We start from the raw sequence: 21,654 nt of genomic DNA on the forward strand, positions 1-21,654 counted from the left end.
TCGTCGTCGTTTCCACCATTTGTGTTGCGTCATATAGCGGACGCTCGCTGAAAGGAAATGCAAGTGCTCATTGCACAGCGCCCCACCCTCACTGAAGAAGTCGTAGCGGACAACCGTTCACGGTTCATCATCGAACCGCTGGAACCTGGTTTCGGCTACACCCTCGGCAACTCCCTCCGCCGTACGCTCCTGTCCTCGATCCCCGGTGCTGCAGTAACCAGCATTCGGATCGACGGCGTGCTGCACGAGTTCACCACGGTTCCGGGCGTGAAGGAAGATGTCACTGAGATCATCCTGAACGTCAAGAACCTGTCGGTCTCCTCCGAGCATGACGAGCCCGTTGTCGCCTACCTGCGCAAGCAGGGTCCCGGCGTCGTCACGGCTGCGGACATTGCTCCGCCGGCCGGCGTGGAGTTCCACAACCCGGATCTGCACATCGCCACCCTGAATTCGAAGGGCAAGTTCGAGCTCGAACTGACCATCGAACGCGGACGCGGCTATGTTTCCGCCAGCCAGAACAAGTCCGGTGACCAGGAGATCGGCCGTATCCCGGTCGACTCCATCTACTCGCCGGTCCTGAAGGTGACCTTCCGCGTGGAAGCCACCCGTGTTGAACAGCGCACCGACTTCGATCGCCTGATCGTTGACGTTGAGACCAAGGATGCCATTGCACCGCGCGACGCCGTCGCCTCTGCGGGTACCACCCTGGTGGAACTGTTCGGCCTGGCCCGTGAACTGAACAGTGCTGCTGAAGGTATCGAAATCGGTCCGAGCCCCACGGATGCCGCTCTGGCAGCCGACATGGCTCTGCCGATCGAAGACCTTGAGCTCACGGTGCGTTCCTACAACTGCCTCAAGCGTGAAGGCATCCACACTGTGGGTGAACTCGTTGCCCGCTCCGAGGCTGACCTGATGGACATTCGCAACTTCGGTGCAAAGTCCATTGATGAGGTAAAGGCAAAGCTGGTCGAGCTGGGTCTGTCCCTGAAGGATTCCCCTCCCGGATTTGATCTGGCCGCCCGTGCCGCAGCTATTGAAGAGGACGAGTCCGAATACTCGGACGACGAGCTCTAACACACGCAAAATATTGCCGTCCGGACCACAAGAGCTCCGTTCGGCACCGTTTGAGGAGAAAAAGTAATGCCTACACCCACCAAGGGTAAGCGCCTCGGAGGCAGCCCGGCCCACCAGCGCCTGATGCTGGCGAACCTGGCAGCCCAGCTGTTCGAGCACAAGCAGATCACCACCACGGTGACGAAGGCCAAGCGCCTGCGTCCCTACGCCGAGCGTCTGATCACGTTCGCAAAGCGCGGAGACCTGTCTTCCCGCCGCCGCGTCCTGGGCCTGATCTCGGACAAGGGTATTGTCCACGAGCTCTTCACCGACATTGCTCCGGCAGTCGAGAAGCGCGACGGCGGCTACACCCGCATCACCAAGATCGGCAACCGCAAGGGCGACAACGCTCCCATGGCTGTCATCGAACTGGTTCTCGAACCCCTCTCGGCCAAGCAGGCCGTAGTGGCCGAAGCCGAAACTGCTGCTGCCGTTTCCGCTCCGGCTGAGTCCGCTGAATCTGCAGAGTCAGCCGAATCGGCCGACTCCGCTGAGTCCGCAGATTCCGCTGAGTCTGCCGACTCCGCAGATTCCGCTGACGAAGCAGTGGAAACCGAAGAGAAGAAGTAATTTTCGCTTCAGCACTCAGTCCCTTAATATTGAGGGCATGAGTAACGAGAGGCCCGCCGTACCTTCCCGGGACGGCGGGCTTTTTCGTGTCCGGATGAACCTGTCCTACGACGGAGCGCCGTTTTACGGCTGGGCCCGCCAGGATGGACTGCCAACGGTTCAGGGAAGCCTGGAAGCCGCCCTGGAAGTATTGGTCAGGCGGCCGGTCCGGCTAACGGTTGCCGGCCGCACGGATTCCGGTGTCCATGCCCGCGGACAGGTGGTCCACTTCGACCTCACCGGCCCTGAATGGCAGGGATTGACCCGCGGCGCCGCATTGACCCCGGAAGAGGCACTGATCCGCCGCCTGCGCGGCATCCTGAACAAGGACCTCACCATGCCCCTGCGCAAGGCAAAAGCCCCCAAGCGGGCCATCCATGCGATGGAAGGCGCCATTACGGTCCATTCTGCCTCTTTGGCGCCGGAGGGCTTTGACGCGCGTTTTTCGGCGCTCTGGCGACGCTACAGCTACCGGATCGCAGACCGGGAAGCCAGCCGCGACCCGCTGACCCGGACAGTGACCCTGTGGCACGATTTCTCCCTCGACGAGCACCGTATGAACGCCGCGGCCGAGGGAGTTCTGGGCGTCCGTGATTTCCTTTCCTACTGCAAACCGCGCACCGGTGCCACCACCATCCGGGAGCTGCAGGAGTTTTCCTTCCTTCGGCGGCCCGACGGCGTTTTGGAAGCGCATCTGCGCGCCGACGCGTTCTGTCACAACATGGTGCGGTCCCTCGTGGGCGGTGCCATCCTCGTCGGGGCAGGGGAGCGGACCCCGGAATGGCTGCAGACGAGGCTCCAGGCACGGGTCCGGGATTCCAAGTCGCTGCTTGCTGCGCCGCATCCCCTTATCCTGGAAGAGGTCCGGTACCCGCCCGAGGATGAAATGCAGCTGAGGGCGGACAATACGCGAGCCAAGCGAGCCAGCCCCGGTTTTTGACCTGACCCGGGAAGCAGGCTATTGTTTATAGTCGTTGTGCGTGTCCTACCTCGATAGGTCTATGCCCACGGGAGCGGCTCAGTTGCAGAGCCACCTGGCCCCGGGGAAATAGCCGAGTACATCAGGACCACTGGTTACATCAGTCCTCACCTGACCATCCGGTAAACGCATAGAGAAGCTGCGGAACATGTGGCATCCATATGGTCCGCGCCACCTAAGAAGAAGAAACGAAGGCAAACACCGTGCGTACGTACACCCCGAAGCCCGGCGACATCAACCGCCAGTGGCACGTCATTGACGCCACCGACGTTGTCCTAGGCCGTCTTGCCAGCCAGACCGCAACACTGCTGCGCGGAAAGCACAAGCCGACCTTCGCTCCCCACATGGACATGGGCGATTTCGTCATCATCATCAACGCTGAGAAGGTTGCCCTGACCGGCGCCAAGCTCGAACAGAAGCGTGCCTACCGCCACTCGGGTTACCCGGGCGGTCTGTCCTCCGTCAACTACGCAGAACTGCTGGAGTCGAATCCGGTACGTGCAGTTGAGAAGGCCATCCGCGGCATGCTGCCCAAGAATTCCCTGGCTGCACAGCAGATCAGCAAGCTCAAGGTCTACCGCGGTGCAGAGCACCCGCATGGAGCCCAGCAGCCCAAGACCTTCGAAATCACCCAGGTCGCCCAGTAGTTCTGGCCCCGCCAACTAAAGAATTAATTCAAGGAGAATCGTGGCTCAGAACACTGAAGAGCTGAATGAATCAACCGAGGAGCTTTCCAGCTACACCTCGGAAACCCCTGACGCAGCCGAGGCTGCTGTCAAGGAACGCCCGGCCCTGACCGTCTCCGGCTCTGCCGTTGGCCGCCGCAAGCAGGCAATTGCCCGCGTGCGCGTTGTTCCGGGCACCGGCAAGTGGCTGGTAAACGGCCGCGAGCTGGCTGCTTACTTCCCGAACAAGCTGCACCAGCAGGACGTCAACGAGCCCTTCAAGGTCCTGGACCTCGACGGCGCCTACGACGTCATCGCCCGCATCCACGGTGGCGGCCCCTCCGGCCAGGCCGGCGCGCTGCGCCTGGGTGTTGCCCGCTCGCTGAATGAAATCGACCGCGAGAACAACCGCCCGACCCTGAAGAAGGCCGGCTACCTGACTCGTGACGCCCGCGTCATCGAGCGCAAGAAGGCCGGTCTCAAGAAGGCCCGCAAGGCACCGCAGTACTCCAAGCGCTAAATTCAGCGCTTCTCCCAACGCCTCGGCGTTTGGGTCAAAGGCCGTCCGCATCAGCGGGCGGCCTTTGGTGTTTTCCGGGGTGGCTTTCACCGCGGTAAGCACGTTCCTGCGCCCGGTTTCCCCGGGCCGCTTAGTAGGCCGAGCCGTTGGAGTGGCACAATAGCCCAGTGGGCCGCCCCGTTCGGCGGCCTCATGCCCTGCCCCCTGTTTGAGGATTATGTGCAATGACTAGATTGTTTGGAACCGACGGCGTCCGTGGCCTGGCCAATGGCCTGATCACCGCCGAAGTGGCCCTGGGCCTGGCACAGGCGGCCGCCGTCGTTTTGGGGCACCGGCGTGTGGAGGACGGCCGCAGGCCGGTTGCGGTTGTGGCCCGTGACCCCCGGATCAGCGGAGATTTCATCTCGGCGGCCGTGGAAGCGGGGCTGGCCAGCTCCGGCGTGGATGTCTACGATGCCGGTGTGCTCCCCACCCCGGCGGCGGCGTTCCTGGTTGCGGACCTGGACGCGGACTTTGGTGTGATGATTTCCGCCTCGCACAATGCAGCTCCGGACAACGGCATCAAGTTCCTGGCACGCGGCGGGCAAAAGCTCGACGACGCCGCTGAAGATGACATTGAACTGGAGATGTCCAAGCCGAACCTGCGGCCCACCGGAGCCGAGGTGGGCCGGATCCACCGCTTTGCGGATGCTGAAGACCGATACGTCATTCACCTGCTGCAGACGCTGCCGAACCGGCTTGAGGGACTCAAAGTGGTTCTGGACTGCGCCAACGGCGCCGCCAGCGGCTGCTCTCCCCAGGTCTTCGCGGACGCCGGCGCCGAGGTGGTGGTCATTGGCGCGGATCCGGACGGAATCAATATCAATGACGGCTGCGGCTCAACGCACTTGGAGAAACTGCAGGCGGCTGTCCTGGAACACGGGGCGGACCTGGGCGTGGCCCACGACGGCGACGCCGACCGCTGCCTCGCCGTGGACCATGAGGGCACCGTGGTTGACGGCGACCAGATCATGGCCATCATGGCGGTTTCCCTGAAAGCAGCCGGCAAGCTCAAGGACGATGCCCTGGTGGCGACCGTCATGAGCAACCTCGGCCTGAAGCTTGCACTCCGGGAGGCGGGCATCAGCGTGCGGGAAACGGGAGTGGGGGACCGGTACGTGCTGGAAGGCATGCGCGAAGGCGGCTACAGCCTGGGCGGCGAGCAGTCCGGGCACGTTATCTTCTCCGAGTACGCAACCACGGGAGACGGCGTCCTGACCGGCCTGCAGCTTGCCGCTCAGGTCAAGCGGACCGGCCGCACGCTCAAGGAACTTGCCGGCATCATGACCAAGCTTCCGCAGGTCCTGATCAACGTCAAGGGCGTAGACAAGGCTGCCGTGGACAGCAATGAGGCTGTCCGGCAGGCCGTGGCGGATGCCCAGACAGTTCTCGGGGAAACGGGCCGGGTCCTGCTGCGCCCCTCCGGAACCGAGCCCCTGGTCCGCGTCATGGTCGAAGCGGCGGACATGGACACAGCAGCGTCGATTGCGGCCAAGCTTGCCGAGACTGTCGAGAACAATCTCGCGCTGGAGCCCTTCGCAAGGGCATGACCCCGCAGTACCCGCGGGCGCGGTCCTAGGTTTTGCGCAGGAGCATGCGGCTCACCGAGTGGTCCGCATCCTTGGTGAGAACCAGTTGGGCGCGCCCGCGCGTGGGCAGCACATTGGTGATGAGGTTGGGCTCGTTGATGCGCTTCCAGATGTCCAGGGCAGTGGCTCGGGCCTGCTCATCCGTCAGCCCTGCGTACCGGTGGAAATAGGATTCCGGGTCCGCAAAAGCTCCGGTGCGCAGGGACTGGAAACGCTGGACGTACCACTCCTCTATGTACGAGGTCCGGGCATCGACGTAGATCGAGAAATCAAAAAAGTCACTCAAGGCAAGGCCGGCCCGGCCGTCGGCGCGGGTACGGGCCGGCGCCAGGACATTGAGCCCCTCAACAATCAGCACATCCGGGCGCCGGACAACAATCTCTTCTCCGGGGACGATGTCGTAGGTCAGATGTGAGTACCGGGGAGCCCGCACTTCTTCGGCACCGCTCTTGATGGCGCTGACGAACCGCAGCAGTGCACGCCGGTCGTAGGACTCCGGGAAGCCTTTGCGCTGCATCAGGCCGCGCCTCTTCAGCTCGGCGTTTGGATACAGGAAACCGTCTGTGGTGATGAGCTCCACGTTGGGCGTGTCAGGCCAGCGGCGCAGCATCTCCCGCAGGACGCGCGCGGTGGTGGACTTGCCCACGGCCACGGATCCGGCTAACCCGATGACGAAGGGGGTCCGGGTGGTCTTCTCGCCCAGGAAGGTTGTGGTGGCGCTGTGCAGGCGGCCGGCAGCTGCAACGTAGAGGTTGAGCAGCCGCGAAAGCGGCAGATAGACCTCACGCACTTCATCCAGGTTGAGTTTCTCGCCCAAACCGCGAAGCCGCAGGATGTCATCCTGGTTCAACGGTGACCGGATTTCATTGGAAAGCCGGGACCAGGTCTGCCGATCGAGCTCCACGAAAGGCGTAAAGCCGCTGTCTCCTCCGTTCCCGGAAGAGCTCTTGCCTGACGGGGTCTGACCTGTGTTTGATGTTCGGTCGCTCACTTTATGATTCTGCCCTGCCGCGCACCCAATCCAAAACGGAGCTCCCGGCCGCGTGGTGGAGCCCCGGGACCCGTTTCGGCTTTGGCGTTGCAAGAGCAGTTGCCGGTAGTCTTAGCCGTATGTGTGGAATCGTTGGATATGCAGGCCGCCGCCCCAGTGCCGCCGCCGCAGAGCAGGTCAAGAGTCATGAACACGGTGCCCTTGATGTGGTTATGGAAGGCCTGCGCCGCCTGGAATACCGCGGCTATGATTCCGCCGGCGTGGCAGTGCTGACTGACAGCGGAATTGAGTCCCGGAAGAAGTCAGGCAAGCTTGCCAACCTGGTGGAGGAGCTGACGGCTGCACCGCTGCCCGAGGCAACCACCGGCATTGGCCACACCCGCTGGGCAACCCACGGAGGGCCCACCGACGAGAACGCACACCCGCACCTGGCCGATGAGGGGCGCCTTGCGCTGATCCACAACGGCATCATCGAGAACTTCGCGGAACTCAAAGCCGAACTGCTGGACGCCGGAGCTCAGTTCCTCTCCGAAACCGACACCGAAGTAGCCGCTGCCCTGCTGGCCGCCATCTACCGCGGGGAGGGCGGGGGAGACCTGGCTGTTTCCATGCAGCTGGCCTGCCGCCGTCTCGAAGGTGCCTTCACGCTCCTGGCCATCCACGCCGACTCGCCCGACGTCGTCGTCGCGGCGCGCCGCAACTCCCCGCTCGTGGTGGGACTCGGCGACGGCGAAAACTTCCTGGGCTCGGACGTTTCCGGATTCATCGACTTCACCCGCCGTGCCGTGGAGCTGGGCCAGGACCAGATTGTCACCATCACCCCGGAAACGGTGGAGATCACCGACTTCTACGGCAACCCGGCCTCGGGAACGGAATTCGAAGTCAACTGGGACGCCGCTGCCGCGGAAAAGGGCGGCTACCCGTCCTTCATGGAAAAGGAAATCAACGATCAGCCGCAGGCCGTTGGTGACACCCTGCTGGGCCGCTCCGACATTGAGGGCCGCCTGACGCTGGACGAGCTGCGCATCGACCCCGAAGAGCTCAAGGGCATCAACAAGATCATGGTCCTGGCCTGCGGTACGTCCGCCTACGCCGGACAGGTTGCCAAGTACGCCATTGAGCACTGGTGCCGGATCCCCGTGGAGGTGGAGCTCAGCCACGAGTTCCGCTACCGCGATCCGATCGTGGACAGCCGCACCCTCATCGTCGCCATCTCCCAGTCCGGAGAAACCATGGACACGCTGATGGCCGTCCGTTACGCCAAGGAACAGGGCGCCAAGGTCCTGGCCATCTGCAACACCAACGGCTCCACCATTCCGCGCGAGTCAGACGCCGTGCTGTACACGCACGCAGGCCCGGAGATCGCCGTGGCCTCCACCAAGGCTTTCCTGGCGCAGATCACCGCCGCGTACCTGCTGGGCCTGTACCTCGCCCAGCTGCGCGGCGACAAGTTCCAGGGCGAGATCAAGGACCTGCTGACGGACCTGGCCAAGGTTCCCGCCAAGATCCAGCAGGTGCTGGACAACTCGGGGCAGATCAAGGAGCTGGCCGAGCTGATGGCGGACACCAAGTCCGTGCTGTTCCTGGGCCGCCACGTCGGCTTCCCGGTGGCCATGGAAGGTGCCCTGAAACTGAAGGAACTTGCCTACATCCACGCCGAAGGCTTCGCTGCCGGCGAGCTCAAGCACGGTCCGATCGCCCTGATCGAGGAAGGCCAGCCGGTCTTCGTGGTGGTTCCCTCCCCGCGCGGCCGCGATTCGCTGCACGCCAAGGTGGTTTCCAACATCCAGGAAATCCGCGCCCGCGGTGCCAAGACCATTGTCATTGCCGAAGAGGGCGACGACGCAGTGAAGGCTTACGCCGAGCACGTGTTCTATGTGCCGGAAACGCCCACGCTGCTGGCACCGCTGCTGACAACCGTTCCGCTGCAGATCTTCGCCTGCGCACTGGCCACGGCCAAGGGCTTCGACGTGGATCAGCCCCGTAACCTCGCCAAGTCCGTCACGGTCGAGTAATGATCGTTGGAATCGGCGTGGACGTTGTGGATGTGCCGCGCTTCGGCCGCCAGCTGGAACGGACCCCCGGGCTGCGTGCCCGGCTCTTCGTTCCGGCCGAGCGTGAACTGAACCTGCGGTCCCTTGCAGCCCGCTTCGCGGCCAAGGAAGCGGTTGCCAAGGCTCTCGGAGCACCGGCGGGCATGAACTGGCAGGACTGCCAGGTGGATCTCGATGCCGCCGGTGCCCCCGCCGTCAGCGTGCGCGGCACGGTGGCCGCTGCCGCGGAGGCCAAGGGTGTGCGGGTCTGGCATCTGTCCCTGAGCCACGACGGCGATGTTGCCACTGCAATGGTGGTTGCCGAGAGTTAGTCTGTAGGCATGATCAGTGCCTACTCCGGCACCGCTGTGCGGGCCGCTGAAAAACCCCTGCTCGAGGCTGGAGAGGGACCTGCACTGATGCAGCGGGCAGCGTACGGGTTGTACGCTGCCTGCGCCCGGGAACTGCTGCAACGGCGCGGTTCGGTGTACGGCGCGCATGTCACGGTGCTCGCCGGGGCCGGCAACAACGGCGGTGATGCCCTCTTCGCCGGGGCCAGGCTGGCCCGCCGCGGCGCAGCAGTGACGGCGGTCCTTACTTCTGCTGTCTCCCATCCACAGGCACTGGCCGCTTTCCGGTCCGCCGGGGGCAGAACCGCGGACCTTTCCTCCGGTGTTGCGGAGTGTGCCCGCCTGTGTGCTGAGTCGGATGCGGTCATTGACGGCATCTTGGGCACCGGAGGCAAAGGCGGTCTGCGGGGAGCCGGAGCCGAGCTGGCCCGTGCCTTCGCCGTCCTCACCTCCGGTATCAGCCCCCGCCCGCTGGTGATTGCCTGTGACCTGCCCAGCGGTGTGGATGCCGACACCGGCCGGGCCGACGGCGAACATCTCACTGCCGACCTCACGGTGACCTTCGGCGCAGCCAAAACCGGTCTGATGGCCGGGCCCGGTGCGGCGGCCGCCGGCCGGATCGAGATCATCGATATTGGCCTTGGACCCGTTCCGGGGCCGGCAGTCCGCCGGCTTGAGGCCGCCGATCTCATCCGCCTGCTGCCGGCTCCGCAGAAAACGGATCAGAAGTATTCCCGCGGTGTCCTTGGTGTTGCGGCAGGCTCGGCAACCTATCCCGGTGCCGCAGTACTGGCCACCGGATCCGCCCTGGCCACCGGCGTCGGAATGATCCGCTATCTTGGCCCGGAACCGGTCTGCAGGCTCATCAACATCGCTCATCCGGAAGCCGTCTGCGCCACCGGAACCGTTCCCCTTGCACATGTGCAGGCCTGGCTGGCCGGCCCGGGAGCCGGAACGGATGAAGACCAGCGGCGCCGGGCCCTGGAGGCTATGGCCTCGGGGCTGCCCGCAGTCATTGACGCTGACGCCCTTTCCTCAGTGGAGCCGGGGCTGGGCCCGCAGGTGGTTTTGACCCCGCACGCCGGGGAGCTCACCGCCCTCCTGGCCCGTTTGGGGGAAAGGGTCACCCGGGAACAGGTTGAAAACGACCCCCTGAGATACGCCCGCCGCGCGGCGGAACTAACCGGGGCCACGGTGCTGCTCAAGGGCTGGGCCACGATCATTGCATCACCCGCGGGCGAAACGTACAGCCAGGCGGAGGCCACGCCCTGGCTTGCGGCAGCCGGTTCAGGGGACACCCTGGCGGGCATCCTGGGCGCCCTGCTTGCCACCAGCCAGCGTCACGGGAACGATGCTTCACAGCCGCCGCCGGGGTATTACGCCGAACTTGCCGCAGCCGCAGCCAGTATCCACGGCAGGGCCGGAAGCCTCGCCGCCCTGGCCGGACCGCTGGAACCGTCAGCGCTCCCGGCAGCCATCCGGGCCGTGTTGGGGGAGCTGGCAGCCGTTCGGGACGAGCAAAGACGTCCCTGCCGGCGGCCGAAAAAGAGGGAGTGGTAATCGGTCCCGTTTAATGCTTTGCCCCGTCTGGGGTAAAAAGTAAGTAGGCATACCACTTTTGCTTGTTGTCATCTGGAACTAGTCAGGAGCTCTACATGGAAGTTTGGCCGGGAGACGCCTATCCGCTGGGCGCTACCTACGATGGAAACGGCACCAACTTTGCGTTGTACAGCGAGGTGGCCGAGTCCGTCACGCTGTGCCTGTTTGACGATGACGGCGTCGAGACCTGTGTCCGCCTCACCGAGGTGGACGCTTATGTATGGCACTGCTACCTGCCGCAGGTGATGCCCGGGCAGAAGTACGGCTACCGTGTTGACGGGCCCAACGATCCGGCCCAGGGGACCCGCTGCAACCCGAACAAGCTGCTGCTGGACCCCTACGCGAAGGCAGTGTCCGGCGAAATCGACTGGGACCAGTCACTGTTCGGCTACAACTTCGGTGACGAGAACTCCCGCAATGACGAGGACTCCGCCGCGCACATGATGATGGGCGTAGTCATCAACCCCTTCTTCGACTGGGACGGCGACCGCAAGCCCAAAATCCCGTACCACCAGTCGGTTATCTATGAAGCCCACGTCAAGGGCCTCACCGAACGCCACCCCGATGTTCCCGAGGAACAGCGCGGCACCTATGCCGGCGTAGCGCACCCCGCCGTGATCGCACACCTGCAGAAACTGGGCGTCACCGCCATCGAACTGATGCCGGTGCACCAGTTCGTCAATGACTCCACACTGCAGGAAAAGGGCCTGTCAAACTACTGGGGCTACAACACCATTGGCTTCTTTGCGCCCCAGAACACGTACAGCGCCACGGGCGATGACGGCCAGCAGGTCCAGGAATTCAAGGGCATGGTCCGTGCCCTGCACCTGGCGGGAATCGAAGTCATCCTCGACGTGGTGTACAACCACACGGCTGAGGGCAACCACATGGGCCCCACGCTGTCCTTCCGCGGCATCGACAACCAGGCGTACTACCGCCTGGTCGAAGACGACAAGCGCTACTACATGGACTACACGGGCACGGGCAACTCGCTGAACGTTGGCAACCCCCACTCGCTGCAGCTGCTCATGGATTCGCTGCGTTACTGGGTCACCGAAATGCACGTTGACGGTTTCCGCTTTGACCTCGCTTCCACCCTGGCACGCGAGTTCTATGACGTGGACAAGCTCTCCACCTTCTTCGAACTGGTCCAGCAGGACCCGGTGGTTTCCCAGGTGAAGCTGATTGCCGAGCCCTGGGACATTGGCCCGGGCGGCTACCAGGTGGGAAACTTCCCGCCGCAGTGGACCGAGTGGAACGGCAAGTACCGCGACACGGTGCGCGATTTCTGGCGCGGAGAGCCGTCCACTTTGGGCGAGTTTGCCTCCCGCATCACCGGGTCTGCGGACCTCTACGAATCCTCGGCCCGGCGTCCGGTGGCGTCCATCAACTTTGTCACCGCCCATGACGGCTTCACCCTGCGTGACCTCGTTTCCTACAACGAGAAGCACAACGAGGCCAACGGCGAAGACAACAACGACGGCGAATCCCACAACCGCTCCTGGAACTGCGGAGCTGAGGGTCCCACCGATGATCCCGGGGTCTTGTCCCTGCGCGCCCGCCAGCAGCGGAACTTCCTGGCCACGCTCCTGCTGTCCCAGGGCGTTCCCATGATTGCGCACGGTGATGAGCTGGGCCGCACCCAGGAGGGCAACAACAACACCTATGCCCAGGACTCGGAGCTGAGCTGGATCGACTGGGAGAACATGGACACTCCGCTCCTCGAATTCACCGCTGCGGTCAACACCCTGCGTGCCGAGCACCCCACGTTCCGCCGCCGCCGCTTCTTCGACGGCCGGCCCGTGCGCCGCGGCGAAGGCGAAGCGCTGCCGGACATCGTGTGGCTGGGCGAAGACGGAAACCCGATGAACCAGGATGACTGGGACGCCCCCGTGGCCCGGTCACTGGGTGTCTTCCTGAACGGGCAGGGGATCCGCGGACGCGATGCCCGCGGAGAGCGGATCACCGACGCGAACTTCCTGATGTACTTCAACGCCCACGATGAAGCAGTCAAGGTCACTCTGCCCCCGCGCGAATACGCCCCCATGTGGGACGAGGTCATTGACACCGCCGGTGAGTTTGCCGATTCCGGTTCCATCCCGGCGGACGCCAAAATCACCATCGCGGCCAAGTCCATGGTGGTCCTGCGTGCCCACGAAGCGGAGGAAGAGCATGACCACTCCGTGGCTGCTTCCCTCGCAGCGCTGGCCGGTTCCAAGCAGCACAGCGGCGAGGCCGCCGTATGAGGACACCCCTGTCCACCTACCGTCTGCAGATCCGGCCCTCTTTCACGCTTTTTGACGCCGCCGAGCTGGTCCCGTACCTGCAGGATCTGGGCGTCGATTGGGTTTACCTCTCACCGATCCTGACCGCTGAACCGGGGTCGGACCACGGGTACGACGTGGTTGACCCGACGGCGGTGGATCCGGCCCGCGGCGGCGCGGAAGGCCTGAAGGCCCTCTCCGACGCCGCCCATGCCGCCGGCATGGGGGTATTGGTGGACATTGTGCCCAACCACATGGGGGTTGCCACTCCGGCGCAGAACACCTGGTGGTGGTCGCTCCTGAAGGAAGGGCGCGGTTCACGGTACGCCGAAGCGTTTGACGTTGACTGGGACGCAGCAGGCGGAAAACTCCGCCTGCCCGTCCTGGGCGACGGAGACAACGAGCTGGAGCAGCTGAAGCTGGTCAACGACGAGCTGCACTACTACGACAACCGGTACCCGGTGGCGCAGGGAACCGCGTCGGAGGGTGATTCGGCAGTGGACGTCCACGCCCGCCAGCACTACGAACTGGTGAACTGGCGCCGGGCCGACAACGAGCTGAATTACCGCCGCTTCTTCGGTGTGAACACTCTCGCCGGAATCCGCGTCGAGGAGCCGTGGGTCTTCGACGAGTCCCACGCAGAGATCAAGCGCTGGTTTGATGAAGGACTCGTGGACGGACTGCGGATTGACCATCCGGACGGGCTGGCCGACCCGAAGGGCTACCTGGCCCGGCTGCGGAAGCTGACCGGAGGTGCCTACATCCTGGTGGAGAAGATCCTGGAACCGGGGGAGAAGCTGCCCCGAAACTGGGAAACAGAAGGTACCACCGGTTACGACGCGCTGGCGGACATCGACCGGCTCTTCGCTGACCCGGCAGGCGAGGCCACCCTGACGGACATGGTGCCCGTGGAACCGTACGCGGACATGATTCACGGCACCAAGCGCGGCATCGCCGATCAGCTGCTGCACTCCGAAGTGCAGCGCCTGGTCCGGCTGCTGCCGGCGGACTCCGGGCTGGACCCGGAGACCGCGGCGGACGCACTCGCGGAACTGCTGGCATGCTTCCCGGTGTACCGCAGCTACCTCCCGGACGGGGCAGAGTACTTGACCGAGGCCGTCATCACGGCCACGGTGCACCGGCCGGATCTCGCTGCCGCCCTGACTACCCTGGGCGGACTGCTGAATCCCCTGAAGCCAGGGGAAACGAAGGACGTTTCCCTGCAGGCACTGGGCGAGCTTGCGGTGCGCTTCCAGCAGACCTCCGGCATGGTGATGGCCAAGGGCGTGGAAGACACTGCGTTCTACCGGTACTCGCGCCTGACGTCGCTGAACGAGGTGGGAGCGGATCCGGCGCATTTCGCAGTGACGCCGTCGGACCTGCACAGCCGGATGCTGCACCGGCAGCTGGAACAGCCCGCTGCCATGACCGCGCTGACGACGCATGACACCAAGCGCAGTGAAGACACCCGTGCCCGGATTTCGGTCCTCTCGGAGATTCCCGGCGAGTGGAGCAAAACCTTCACCGCGCTGGAATCTGCGGCCCCCATGGGAGACGTGCCCATGGCCAACCTGCTGTGGCAGGCAATCGTCGGGGCCTGGCCGCTGAGCCGTGAGCGGGCCCATGCCTACGCTGAAAAGGCTTCGCGCGAAGCCTCAAGCAGCACCGCGTGGACGGCACCCAACGCCGGGTTCGAAGAGCGCATGCACGCCGCCGTTGACGCGGCCTTCGACAACCCGGAGGTGACCGCCCGCATTGAAGGGCTCGTGGAGCGGATCCTTAGCGCCGGCTACTCGAATTCCCTTTCTGCAAAGCTCCTGCAGCTGACCATGCCCGGGGTTCCGGATGTCTATCAGGGCACCGAGTTCTGGGACCGGTCGCTCGTGGATCCGGACAACCGGCGCGAGGTGGACTACGTCCGGCGCCGCGCCGTTGCCGAATCCCTGGCCGGCGGCACCGGGCAGGCACCGGACCTGGATGAAGAAGCAGCCGCCAAGCTGCTCGTCACCATGCGCGCGCTGCAGCTCAAGCGCGGGCGCCCGGAACTCTTTCACCGTTACATCCCCGTGGCGGTGGAAGGTCCGGCATCCGGGCATCTCTTTGCCTTCGACCGTGGCGGAGCCATTGCGGCTGTCACCCGGCTGCCGCTCGGACTGGAACGTGCCGGCGGATGGCGGGACACAGCCGTCGTGCTCGATGCGGGAATCTACCGTGACGTGCTCACCGGCCGGGTGCTTGAAAGCAGCGGCCGGCTGGCGGCCGCGGAACTGTTTGACATCTATCCGGTGGCACTACTCGTTAGGGAGGACGGCGAATGAGGACGAATTTCGACGTCTGGGCGCCCAAAGCCGGCACGATGACGCTGCTGGCCGACGGCCGCAAATTGTCCATGAGCCGCGGTGAAAACGGCTGGTGGCATGCCCAGCACGCCGAACTCACCGCGGACATTGATTACGGGTACCTGATTGACGGCGCCGAGACGCCGGTTCCGGATCCCCGGTCCCGGCGCCAGCCTCAGGGCGTCCACGCACTGTCACGCACTTTCGATCCGGACCTGTACCAGTGGCATGATGCGGACTGGAAATCGCCGGGCCTGGACGGCAGTGCCATCTACGAGCTGCATATCGGCACGTTCACGCCGGAAGGCACCCTGGACGCCGCCATTGGCAAGCTCGACTACCTGGTGGACCTGGGCGTCCGGTACGTGGAACTGCTGCCGGTGAACGCTTTCAACGGAACCCACAACTGGGGGTACGACGGCGTGCTCTGGTACGCCGTGCAGGAAACCTACGGCGGCCCGGAGGCTTACCAGCGGTTCGTTGACGCCGCGCATCAGGCAGGACTCGGGGTTATCCAGGATGTGGTGTACAACCACCTCGGACCCAGCGGCAACTACCTCCCGATGTTCGGTCCGTACCTGACCGAAGGCAAGTCCAACACCTGGGGCGACTCGGTAAACCTGGACGGCCCGCTCTCTGACACCGTCCGGCAGTACATTGTCGACAACGTGCTCATGTGGTTCCGCGACTACCACGTGGACGGACTGCGCCTGGATGCGGTGCATGCACTCCACGATGAGCGCGCCGTCCACATCCTGGAAGAGATGGCGCAGGAAACTGAAAAGTGCGCGCGCGACCTCGGTAAGCCGCTGTTCCTGATCGCTGAATCGGACCTGAACGATCCCCGGCTGATCAGTCCGCGGAACCTGAACGGTTACGGTCTGGACGGCCAGTGGTCTGACGATTTCCACCATGCCGCACACACCAACCTCACCGGGGAAAACGGCGGTTATTACGAAGATTTCGATTCGCTCGGCGCCCTGGCCAAGGTGCTCTGCGACGGATTCTTCCACGACGGCGCTTTCTCCTCCTTCCGTGGCCGTACCCACGGAAGGCCCATCAACAAAGACGTGATCACTGCCCGGCAGCTTGTGACCTGCATCCAAAACCACGACCAGATTGGCAACCGGGCAGCCGGGGACAGACTCAGCGCGAGCCTGGGCTATCCGCAGCTGGCGCTTGCCGCAGTGCTGAACCTTACCTCCCCGTTTACGCCGATGATCTTCATGGGTGAGGAGTTCGGTGCCTCCACGCCCTGGCAGTTCTTTACCTCCCACCCCGAGCCGGAGCTGGGTAAGGCAACAGCGGAAGGCCGGCTGCGGGAATTTGAGCGGATGGGATGGGACCCGGACACCGTACCCAACCCCCAGGACCCCTCAACGTTCGCCAATTCCAAGCTGGACTGGTCCGAGGTTGAAGAGGGTGACCACGCGAAGCTGCATGCTTTATACCAGCAGCTTCTTGAGCTCCGACGAGACCGTCCCGATCTGGTGGACCCGGACTTCCGCAGCGTCAGGGCGAACTTCGACGAAGTGGGCCGGTGGCTTGTCCTGCAGCGTGGAGAAACCGCCGTCGTACTGAACTTCGCGGCGGATTCCCGGGAGATTCCCCTTCCCTTCAGCTCTCCGCAGCTGCTGCTGGAAACGGCCCCCGCGGAGCTGTATCAAGACGGTGTGCAGCTGCCCGCTTACGGCGCTGCCGTCCTCGCGGCATCGAATGGCAGGATGTAAGCCATGACCTACATTGCTGCGGAAAACCGCTACGATTCCATGCCCTACCGCCGCGTCGGACGCAGCGGGCTGCAGCTGCCCGCTGTATCGCTTGGACTGTGGCACAACTTTGGCGACGACAAGAACTTCGAGACCCAGCGTGCAATCCTGCGCCGGGCGTTTGATCTGGGTGTGACCCATTTCGATCTGGCCAACAATTACGGACCGCCCTACGGTTCGGCGGAAACCAACTTTGGACGCCATCTCAAGGACGATTTCCGGCCCTACCGGGATGAACTGGTCATCTCCTCGAAGGCGGGCTACGACATGTGGCCCGGTCCCTACGGGAACTGGGGCTCCCGCAAGTACCTGCTCGCGAGCCTGGACCAGTCCCTGGAACGCATGGGCCTGGACTACGTGGACATTTTCTACAGCCACCGTCCCGATCCTGAGACGCCGCTGGAAGAGACCATGGGGGCCCTGGACACTGCCGTGCGCTCCGGCCGTGCCCTGTATGCCGGGATATCGTCCTACTCGCCGGAGAAGACCGTTGAATCTGCACGGATTCTGCGTGAGATGGGAACTCCGCTGCTGATTCACCAGCCCTCGTACTCCATGCTGAACCGCTGGGTTGAGCAGGGGGACCCCAACCTGTTCGCTGCGCTGGAGGAGGTTGGGGCGGGCTCCATCGCCTTCAGCCCGCTGGCACAGGGTCTGCTGACCAGCAAGTACCTGAACGGGGTGCCCGGGGATTCCCGCGCCGCCGCCGGGAAATCGCTGGCGAAGTCCCAGCTGTCCGAGGACAACCTGCGGAGGGTTCGGGGCTTGAATGAGCTGGCGGAATCCCGCGGCCAGACGCTGGCCCAGATGGCTATTGCCTGGGTTCTGCGGCCGCAGTCCGCCGGCAGTGCCGTCACATCGGCATTGGTGGGGGCCTCCAGCGTCCGCCAGCTTGAGGACAGCCTTGCGGCAGTGAACCGCCTGAACTTCACTCCCGGGGAACTGGCTGCCATTGACGAGTACGCGGTGGATTCGAACATCAACTTGTGGGCCGCGGCTCTGGACGCCTAACCATGGAGGCTGCAGCCGGTTCCACCTGCTGCAGCCTCCCGGGCGCCCCGGCCGGCACCGGTACAGTGCGGGAAATGAAAGAATGGTCTGGTGAACGACCAACTAGTACCTCCTCCTGCTGAACGCATCGCCCTCATAGATCTGGCCGCCGTGCGGCACAACATCCGCCACATTGTCCGGCTCACCAGCCCTGCCCGCGTAATGGCAATCGTCAAGGCTGATGCCTACGGCCACGGCGCGGAGCCGGTGGCACGCGCAGCATTGGAAGCCGGAGCTACCTGGCTTGGTGTTGCCCATATTTCCGAAGCGCTGGCTCTGCGAAACGCCGGCATCACAGCCCCGGTCCTGGCCTGGCTGCATACCGTGGACACGCCCTTTACCGAGGCAGTGGCTGCCAACATTGACCTGGGGCTCTCGGGCTGGGAACTGGAATCCGTCGTGGAGGCTGCACGGGAACTGCAGATTCCGGCACGGGTGCACCTGAAGATCGACACCGGACTGGGACGCAACGGCTGCCCAGAGGACAAATGGGAAGCATTCGTGGGCCGGGCCCTGGCCTACCAGGAGGAGGGGCTGCTGCGCGTCGTCGGGATCTTCTCCCACTTCTCCGTGGCTGACGAGCCTGAACGGCCGGAGACCGACCTGCAGCTGGAGAAGTTCCGCACGGCCGTGGCTGTTGCCGAGGACGCCGGCGTGGACCACGAAGTACGGCACATCGCCAACACTCCCGCAGCGCTCTCCCGTCCTGACTCCCACTTTGACATGGTGCGGGTTGGACTGGGCATGTACGGTCTCTCGCCCTTTCCGGAGCAGTCACCCGATGAGCTGGGCCTGCGCCCGGTCATGACTCTGAAGACCACCATCGCCAACTGCAAGGAGGTCCCCGCCGGGCAGGGCGTTTCCTACGGGCTCAAGTACGCCGCGCAGGAGCCCACCACGCTTGCGCTGGTTCCCCTGGGCTATGCCGACGGCGTTCCCCGCGTGGGCACCGGCGGCCCCGTCTGGGTGGACGGCAACGTCTACCCGGTGGTCGGCCGCATAGCCATGGACCAGATGGTGATAGACCTCAAAGCCACGGGTATTGCAGGAACAGGCAAGGATCTGGTGGGGCGGGAAGCGGTGCTGTTCGGCGGCGTGGGAATGCCTTCCGTGGATGAATGGGCAGAGGCCTGCGGAAGCATCAACTACGAGATCATCACCCGCATCAGTTCCCGTGTTCAGCGCAGGTACACCGACTCCGGGGAGGCCGGGCTATGAGCGGCGAGACCGCAGGCACCGGGGCGGCGGAACCCGTCTGGGAAGAAGAAATCCGCACCACGGATGCCCTGCAGACGCAGGCTGTGGCCGAGCGGCTGGGACGCCGGCTGGCAGCCGGTGATCTCCTGCTGCTCACTGGCGAACTCGGTGCCGGCAAAACCACCTTTACCCAGGGCCTGGGCCGCGGACTCGGAGTCCGTCCCGGGATCATTTCCCCGACCTTCGTGCTGGTGCGCATCCATCCGAGCCTGGCGGACGGACCGGATCTGGTGCACGTGGATGCCTACCGGCTCGGCTCCAGCGGTGAGATCGATGACATTGACCTGGAAAACACGATGGATACCTCCGTCACCGTAGTCGAGTGGGGAAGGGGCCTGGTGGAGCATCTCTCTGAGAGCCGCCTTGAGGTGACGCTCCTGCGTCCGACGGGTGCCGGCGCGGGTGAGTCCCCCGCTGCACGGCAACAGGACGGGGCCGCCGGGCTGAGCTTCGAGTACGACGACGATCCGGACGAGGAACGGGTGATCCGGTTCGCCGCGTACGGCACGCGGTGGAAGGACAACCGCCTTTCCTGAGCCGTCGGCAGGCTTTGACCCGGCCGGCAGCGGAAAGAGCGGGGCTCAAGGAGACGTAAAATAGAAACCGTGCTTATTCTCTCTATTGACACCTCCGCCATTGCCAGTGCGGCACTGCTGACCGGGGAAGGGGAGACCCTGGCCGCGTTCGCCACGCAGGACACCCGTTCCCACGCAGAAGTGCTGGCTCCGGGTATTCAGAACCTGCTCGAAACAGCGGGAGTCACCTCCGCCGGCATTGACGCCGTGGTGGTGGGAGTTGGACCCGGACCGTTTACAGGGCTCCGTTCGGGCATTGCCACGGCACGTACCCTCGGATTCGCCTGGCAGAAGCCCGTTCACGGCGTGATGAGCCTGGACGCCATAGCAGCCGACGCAGCCCTGGACGCCTGGCGGGTGGGGGTCGACGAGTTTGTTGTGGCGACCGATGCCCGGCGCAGGGAAGTTTACTGGGCGCATTACCGCAGCACCGGAGGAACACCAGAGCTTCTGGCCGGGCCGTTCGTCAGCGATCCCGCCGAGGTGCCGGACCTGCCGGCCTATGGTGCCGGGGCCGGGCTGTACCCGGAGGTCCTGCGCGGCGTCGCTGACTTTGCCGGCACCCAGCCCACCGCCGAAACCCTCGGACGCACCGCCGTCGTGCGGCTGGTCCGCGGCCTTCCACTGCTGGACAGCACGCCGCTGTACCTTCGTGAATCCGATGCCAAGGTGCCCGGCCCGCGGAAGCGCGCACTGTGACCGGCCGGACCGGTGCCGTGCCCGCGACAATTCGGGCCATGACCGTTGACGACATTGCCGCCGTGGATGCACTCGAGCGGTCCCTGTTCCCGGTTGACGCATGGCCGCTGCAGATGTTCTACGACGAGCTGAACCAAACGGATACCCGCTCCTACTACGTTGCCCAGGACGGCAGCGGCGAAGTGATCGGCTACGCCGGGCTGATGTGCGTGCTGCCCATAGCCGACGTGCAGACCATCGCCGTCGCGCCCGGGGCCGAAGGCGCCGGCATCGGCTCGGCACTCCTGACCACGCTCATCGAAGAAGCGAAAGTCCGCGGCGCCGACGACGTGCTGCTGGAAGTGCGGGCGGACAACCCCCGGGCCCAGCGGCTCTACCGCTGGTTCGGATTCGAACAGATCCACATTCGTCCGCGTTATTACCGCGACGGCGCCGACGCACTCATCATGCGGCTGGACCTATCCGCCTGGAACGGGTCCCCGCACGCAACAACGAAGGACCCGAAATGAACCGCGCCGAACCCCTGGTGCTTGGCATCGAATCATCCTGTGACGAAACCGGCGTTGGAATTGTCCGCGGCGACACGTTGCTGACCAACACCGTTTCCTCGTCGATGGATGAGCACGTCCGATTTGGCGGTGTGATTCCGGAAATCGCCTCCCGTGCACACCTGGACGCCTTCGTGCCTACGCTGCAGCAGGCCTTGGACGAGGCCGGCGTGACACTGGATGAGGTGGATGCGATCGCCGTGACCTCCGGACCGGGACTGGCAGGCGCACTGATGGTGGGCGTCTGCGCCGCGAAGGCGCTCGCCGTTGCCACGGGCAAGCCGCTGTACGCGATCAATCACCTGGTGGCCCATGTGGGCGTGGGGGTGCTCGACGGCGGAACCCTCCCGGACAACCTCGGTGCCCTGCTGGTATCCGGAGGTCACACGGAGATCCTTCGCGTGAAGTCCCTGACCGGTGATGTGCAGCTGCTCGGATCGACCATCGATGACGCTGCCGGCGAGGCCTATGACAAGGTTGCCCGGATCCTCGGACTCGGTTATCCGGGCGGGCCGGCCATCGACAAGCTGGCCCGGCAAGGCAACCCCAAGGCTATCCGCTTCCCCCGCGGACTGACCCAGCCCAAGTACATGGGTTCCGCCGACGAGCCCGGGCCGCACCGCTATGACTGGTCCTTTTCCGGGCTGAAGACCGCTGTGGCCCGCT

At 64.5% G+C, this 21,654-nt stretch carries 19 protein-coding genes; 18 read left to right on the forward strand and 1 reads right to left on the reverse strand.

The genetic code is table 11. The features are described from left to right. Window positions 1–63: 63 nt before the first annotated feature. From QMA10_RS12830 to glmM, 6 genes are all read left to right on the forward strand, one after another. Complete coding sequence (locus QMA10_RS12830) at window positions 64–1,074, forward strand: DNA-directed RNA polymerase subunit alpha (RefSeq protein WP_104052714.1); 1,011 nt, start codon at window positions 64–66, stop codon at window positions 1,072–1,074. A 66-nt stretch (window positions 1,075–1,140) separates the two neighbouring features. Beyond that, complete coding sequence (gene rplQ, locus QMA10_RS12835; protein ID WP_290168902.1) at window positions 1,141–1,683, forward strand: 50S ribosomal protein L17; 543 nt, start codon at window positions 1,141–1,143, stop codon at window positions 1,681–1,683. Window positions 1,684–1,720: 37 nt separating this feature from the next. After that, entirely contained in the window at window positions 1,721–2,662 is a 942-nt protein-coding gene (locus QMA10_RS12840) for a tRNA pseudouridine synthase A (RefSeq protein WP_290168905.1), read from the forward strand. 242 nt (window positions 2,663–2,904) lie between these two features. After that, window positions 2,905–3,348 carry a 50S ribosomal protein L13 gene (gene rplM / locus QMA10_RS12845; RefSeq protein ID WP_104052711.1) on the forward strand — a complete coding sequence of 148 codons (444 nt, stop codon included), beginning with the start codon at window positions 2,905–2,907 and terminating at the stop codon, window positions 3,346–3,348. A 40-nt stretch (window positions 3,349–3,388) separates the two neighbouring features. Continuing rightward, a complete protein-coding gene (rpsI, locus tag QMA10_RS12850) occupies window positions 3,389–3,886 on the forward strand; it encodes a 30S ribosomal protein S9 (protein ID WP_104052710.1) in 498 nt (165 codons plus the stop codon). A gap of 224 nt (window positions 3,887–4,110) precedes the next feature. Next, window positions 4,111–5,475, forward strand: coding sequence for a phosphoglucosamine mutase (gene glmM / locus QMA10_RS12855; RefSeq protein ID WP_290168908.1), 1,365 nt, complete (start codon window positions 4,111–4,113; stop codon window positions 5,473–5,475). A 25-nt stretch (window positions 5,476–5,500) separates the two neighbouring features. Here the strand turns inward: glmM and coaA are convergent, their stop codons facing one another. Further along, a complete protein-coding gene (gene coaA, locus QMA10_RS12860; RefSeq protein ID WP_290168926.1) occupies window positions 5,501–6,418 on the reverse strand; it encodes a type I pantothenate kinase in 918 nt (305 codons plus the stop codon). Between the two features lie 206 nt (window positions 6,419–6,624). On the opposite strand from coaA, the gene glmS reads away from it, so the two are divergent. The 12 genes from glmS to tsaD form a co-directional block, all read left to right on the forward strand. After that, window positions 6,625–8,520 (forward strand): glutamine--fructose-6-phosphate transaminase (isomerizing), encoded by a 1,896-nt coding sequence (gene glmS / locus QMA10_RS12865; RefSeq protein ID WP_290168910.1) that lies wholly within the window; start codon window positions 6,625–6,627, stop codon window positions 8,518–8,520. Then, window positions 8,520–8,870 carry a holo-ACP synthase gene (locus tag QMA10_RS12870; RefSeq protein WP_104052706.1) on the forward strand — a complete coding sequence of 117 codons (351 nt, stop codon included), beginning with the start codon at window positions 8,520–8,522 and terminating at the stop codon, window positions 8,868–8,870. Before glmS ends, QMA10_RS12870 begins: the two co-directional genes overlap by 1 nt. Before the next feature lie 9 nt (window positions 8,871–8,879). After that, complete coding sequence (locus tag QMA10_RS12875) at window positions 8,880–10,448, forward strand: bifunctional ADP-dependent NAD(P)H-hydrate dehydratase/NAD(P)H-hydrate epimerase (RefSeq protein ID WP_290168912.1); 1,569 nt, start codon at window positions 8,880–8,882, stop codon at window positions 10,446–10,448. 95 nt (window positions 10,449–10,543) lie between these two features. Further along, a complete protein-coding gene (gene glgX, locus QMA10_RS12880) occupies window positions 10,544–12,733 on the forward strand; it encodes a glycogen debranching protein GlgX (protein ID WP_290168915.1) in 2,190 nt (729 codons plus the stop codon). Next, window positions 12,730–15,069, forward strand: coding sequence for a malto-oligosyltrehalose synthase (gene treY / locus QMA10_RS12885; protein WP_290168916.1), 2,340 nt, complete (start codon window positions 12,730–12,732; stop codon window positions 15,067–15,069). Before glgX ends, treY begins: the two co-directional genes overlap by 4 nt. Further along, a complete protein-coding gene (gene treZ, locus QMA10_RS12890) occupies window positions 15,066–16,820 on the forward strand; it encodes a malto-oligosyltrehalose trehalohydrolase (protein ID WP_290168917.1) in 1,755 nt (584 codons plus the stop codon). The genes treY and treZ overlap by 4 nt, the downstream gene beginning before the upstream one ends. Before the next feature lie 3 nt (window positions 16,821–16,823). Then, window positions 16,824–17,870, forward strand: coding sequence for an L-glyceraldehyde 3-phosphate reductase (gene mgrA / locus QMA10_RS12895; protein ID WP_290168918.1), 1,047 nt, complete (start codon window positions 16,824–16,826; stop codon window positions 17,868–17,870). A gap of 90 nt (window positions 17,871–17,960) precedes the next feature. Continuing rightward, a complete protein-coding gene (gene alr / locus QMA10_RS12900) occupies window positions 17,961–19,127 on the forward strand; it encodes an alanine racemase (protein ID WP_290168919.1) in 1,167 nt (388 codons plus the stop codon). Then, on the forward strand, window positions 19,124–19,702 hold the full coding sequence (gene tsaE / locus QMA10_RS12905; protein WP_290168920.1) for a tRNA (adenosine(37)-N6)-threonylcarbamoyltransferase complex ATPase subunit type 1 TsaE: 579 nt from the start codon (window positions 19,124–19,126) through the stop codon (window positions 19,700–19,702). Before alr ends, tsaE begins: the two co-directional genes overlap by 4 nt. Window positions 19,703–19,771: 69 nt before the next feature. After that, the gene (gene tsaB, locus QMA10_RS12910) at window positions 19,772–20,440 is read left to right on the forward strand and encodes a tRNA (adenosine(37)-N6)-threonylcarbamoyltransferase complex dimerization subunit type 1 TsaB (RefSeq protein ID WP_290168921.1); all 669 of its coding nucleotides are present in this window, start codon (window positions 19,772–19,774) and stop codon (window positions 20,438–20,440) included. Window positions 20,441–20,478: 38 nt separating this feature from the next. Beyond that, the gene (rimI, locus tag QMA10_RS12915) at window positions 20,479–20,949 is read left to right on the forward strand and encodes a ribosomal protein S18-alanine N-acetyltransferase (protein ID WP_290168922.1); all 471 of its coding nucleotides are present in this window, start codon (window positions 20,479–20,481) and stop codon (window positions 20,947–20,949) included. Next, a partial coding sequence (gene tsaD, locus QMA10_RS12920; protein WP_290168923.1) for a tRNA (adenosine(37)-N6)-threonylcarbamoyltransferase complex transferase subunit TsaD occupies window positions 20,946–21,654 on the forward strand: 709 nt, incomplete at its 3' end. The genes rimI and tsaD, both read left to right, overlap by 4 nt.

Source organism: Arthrobacter sp. APC 3897, from assembly GCF_030407495.1.
Lineage (GTDB): Bacteria > Actinomycetota > Actinomycetes > Actinomycetales > Micrococcaceae > Arthrobacter_B.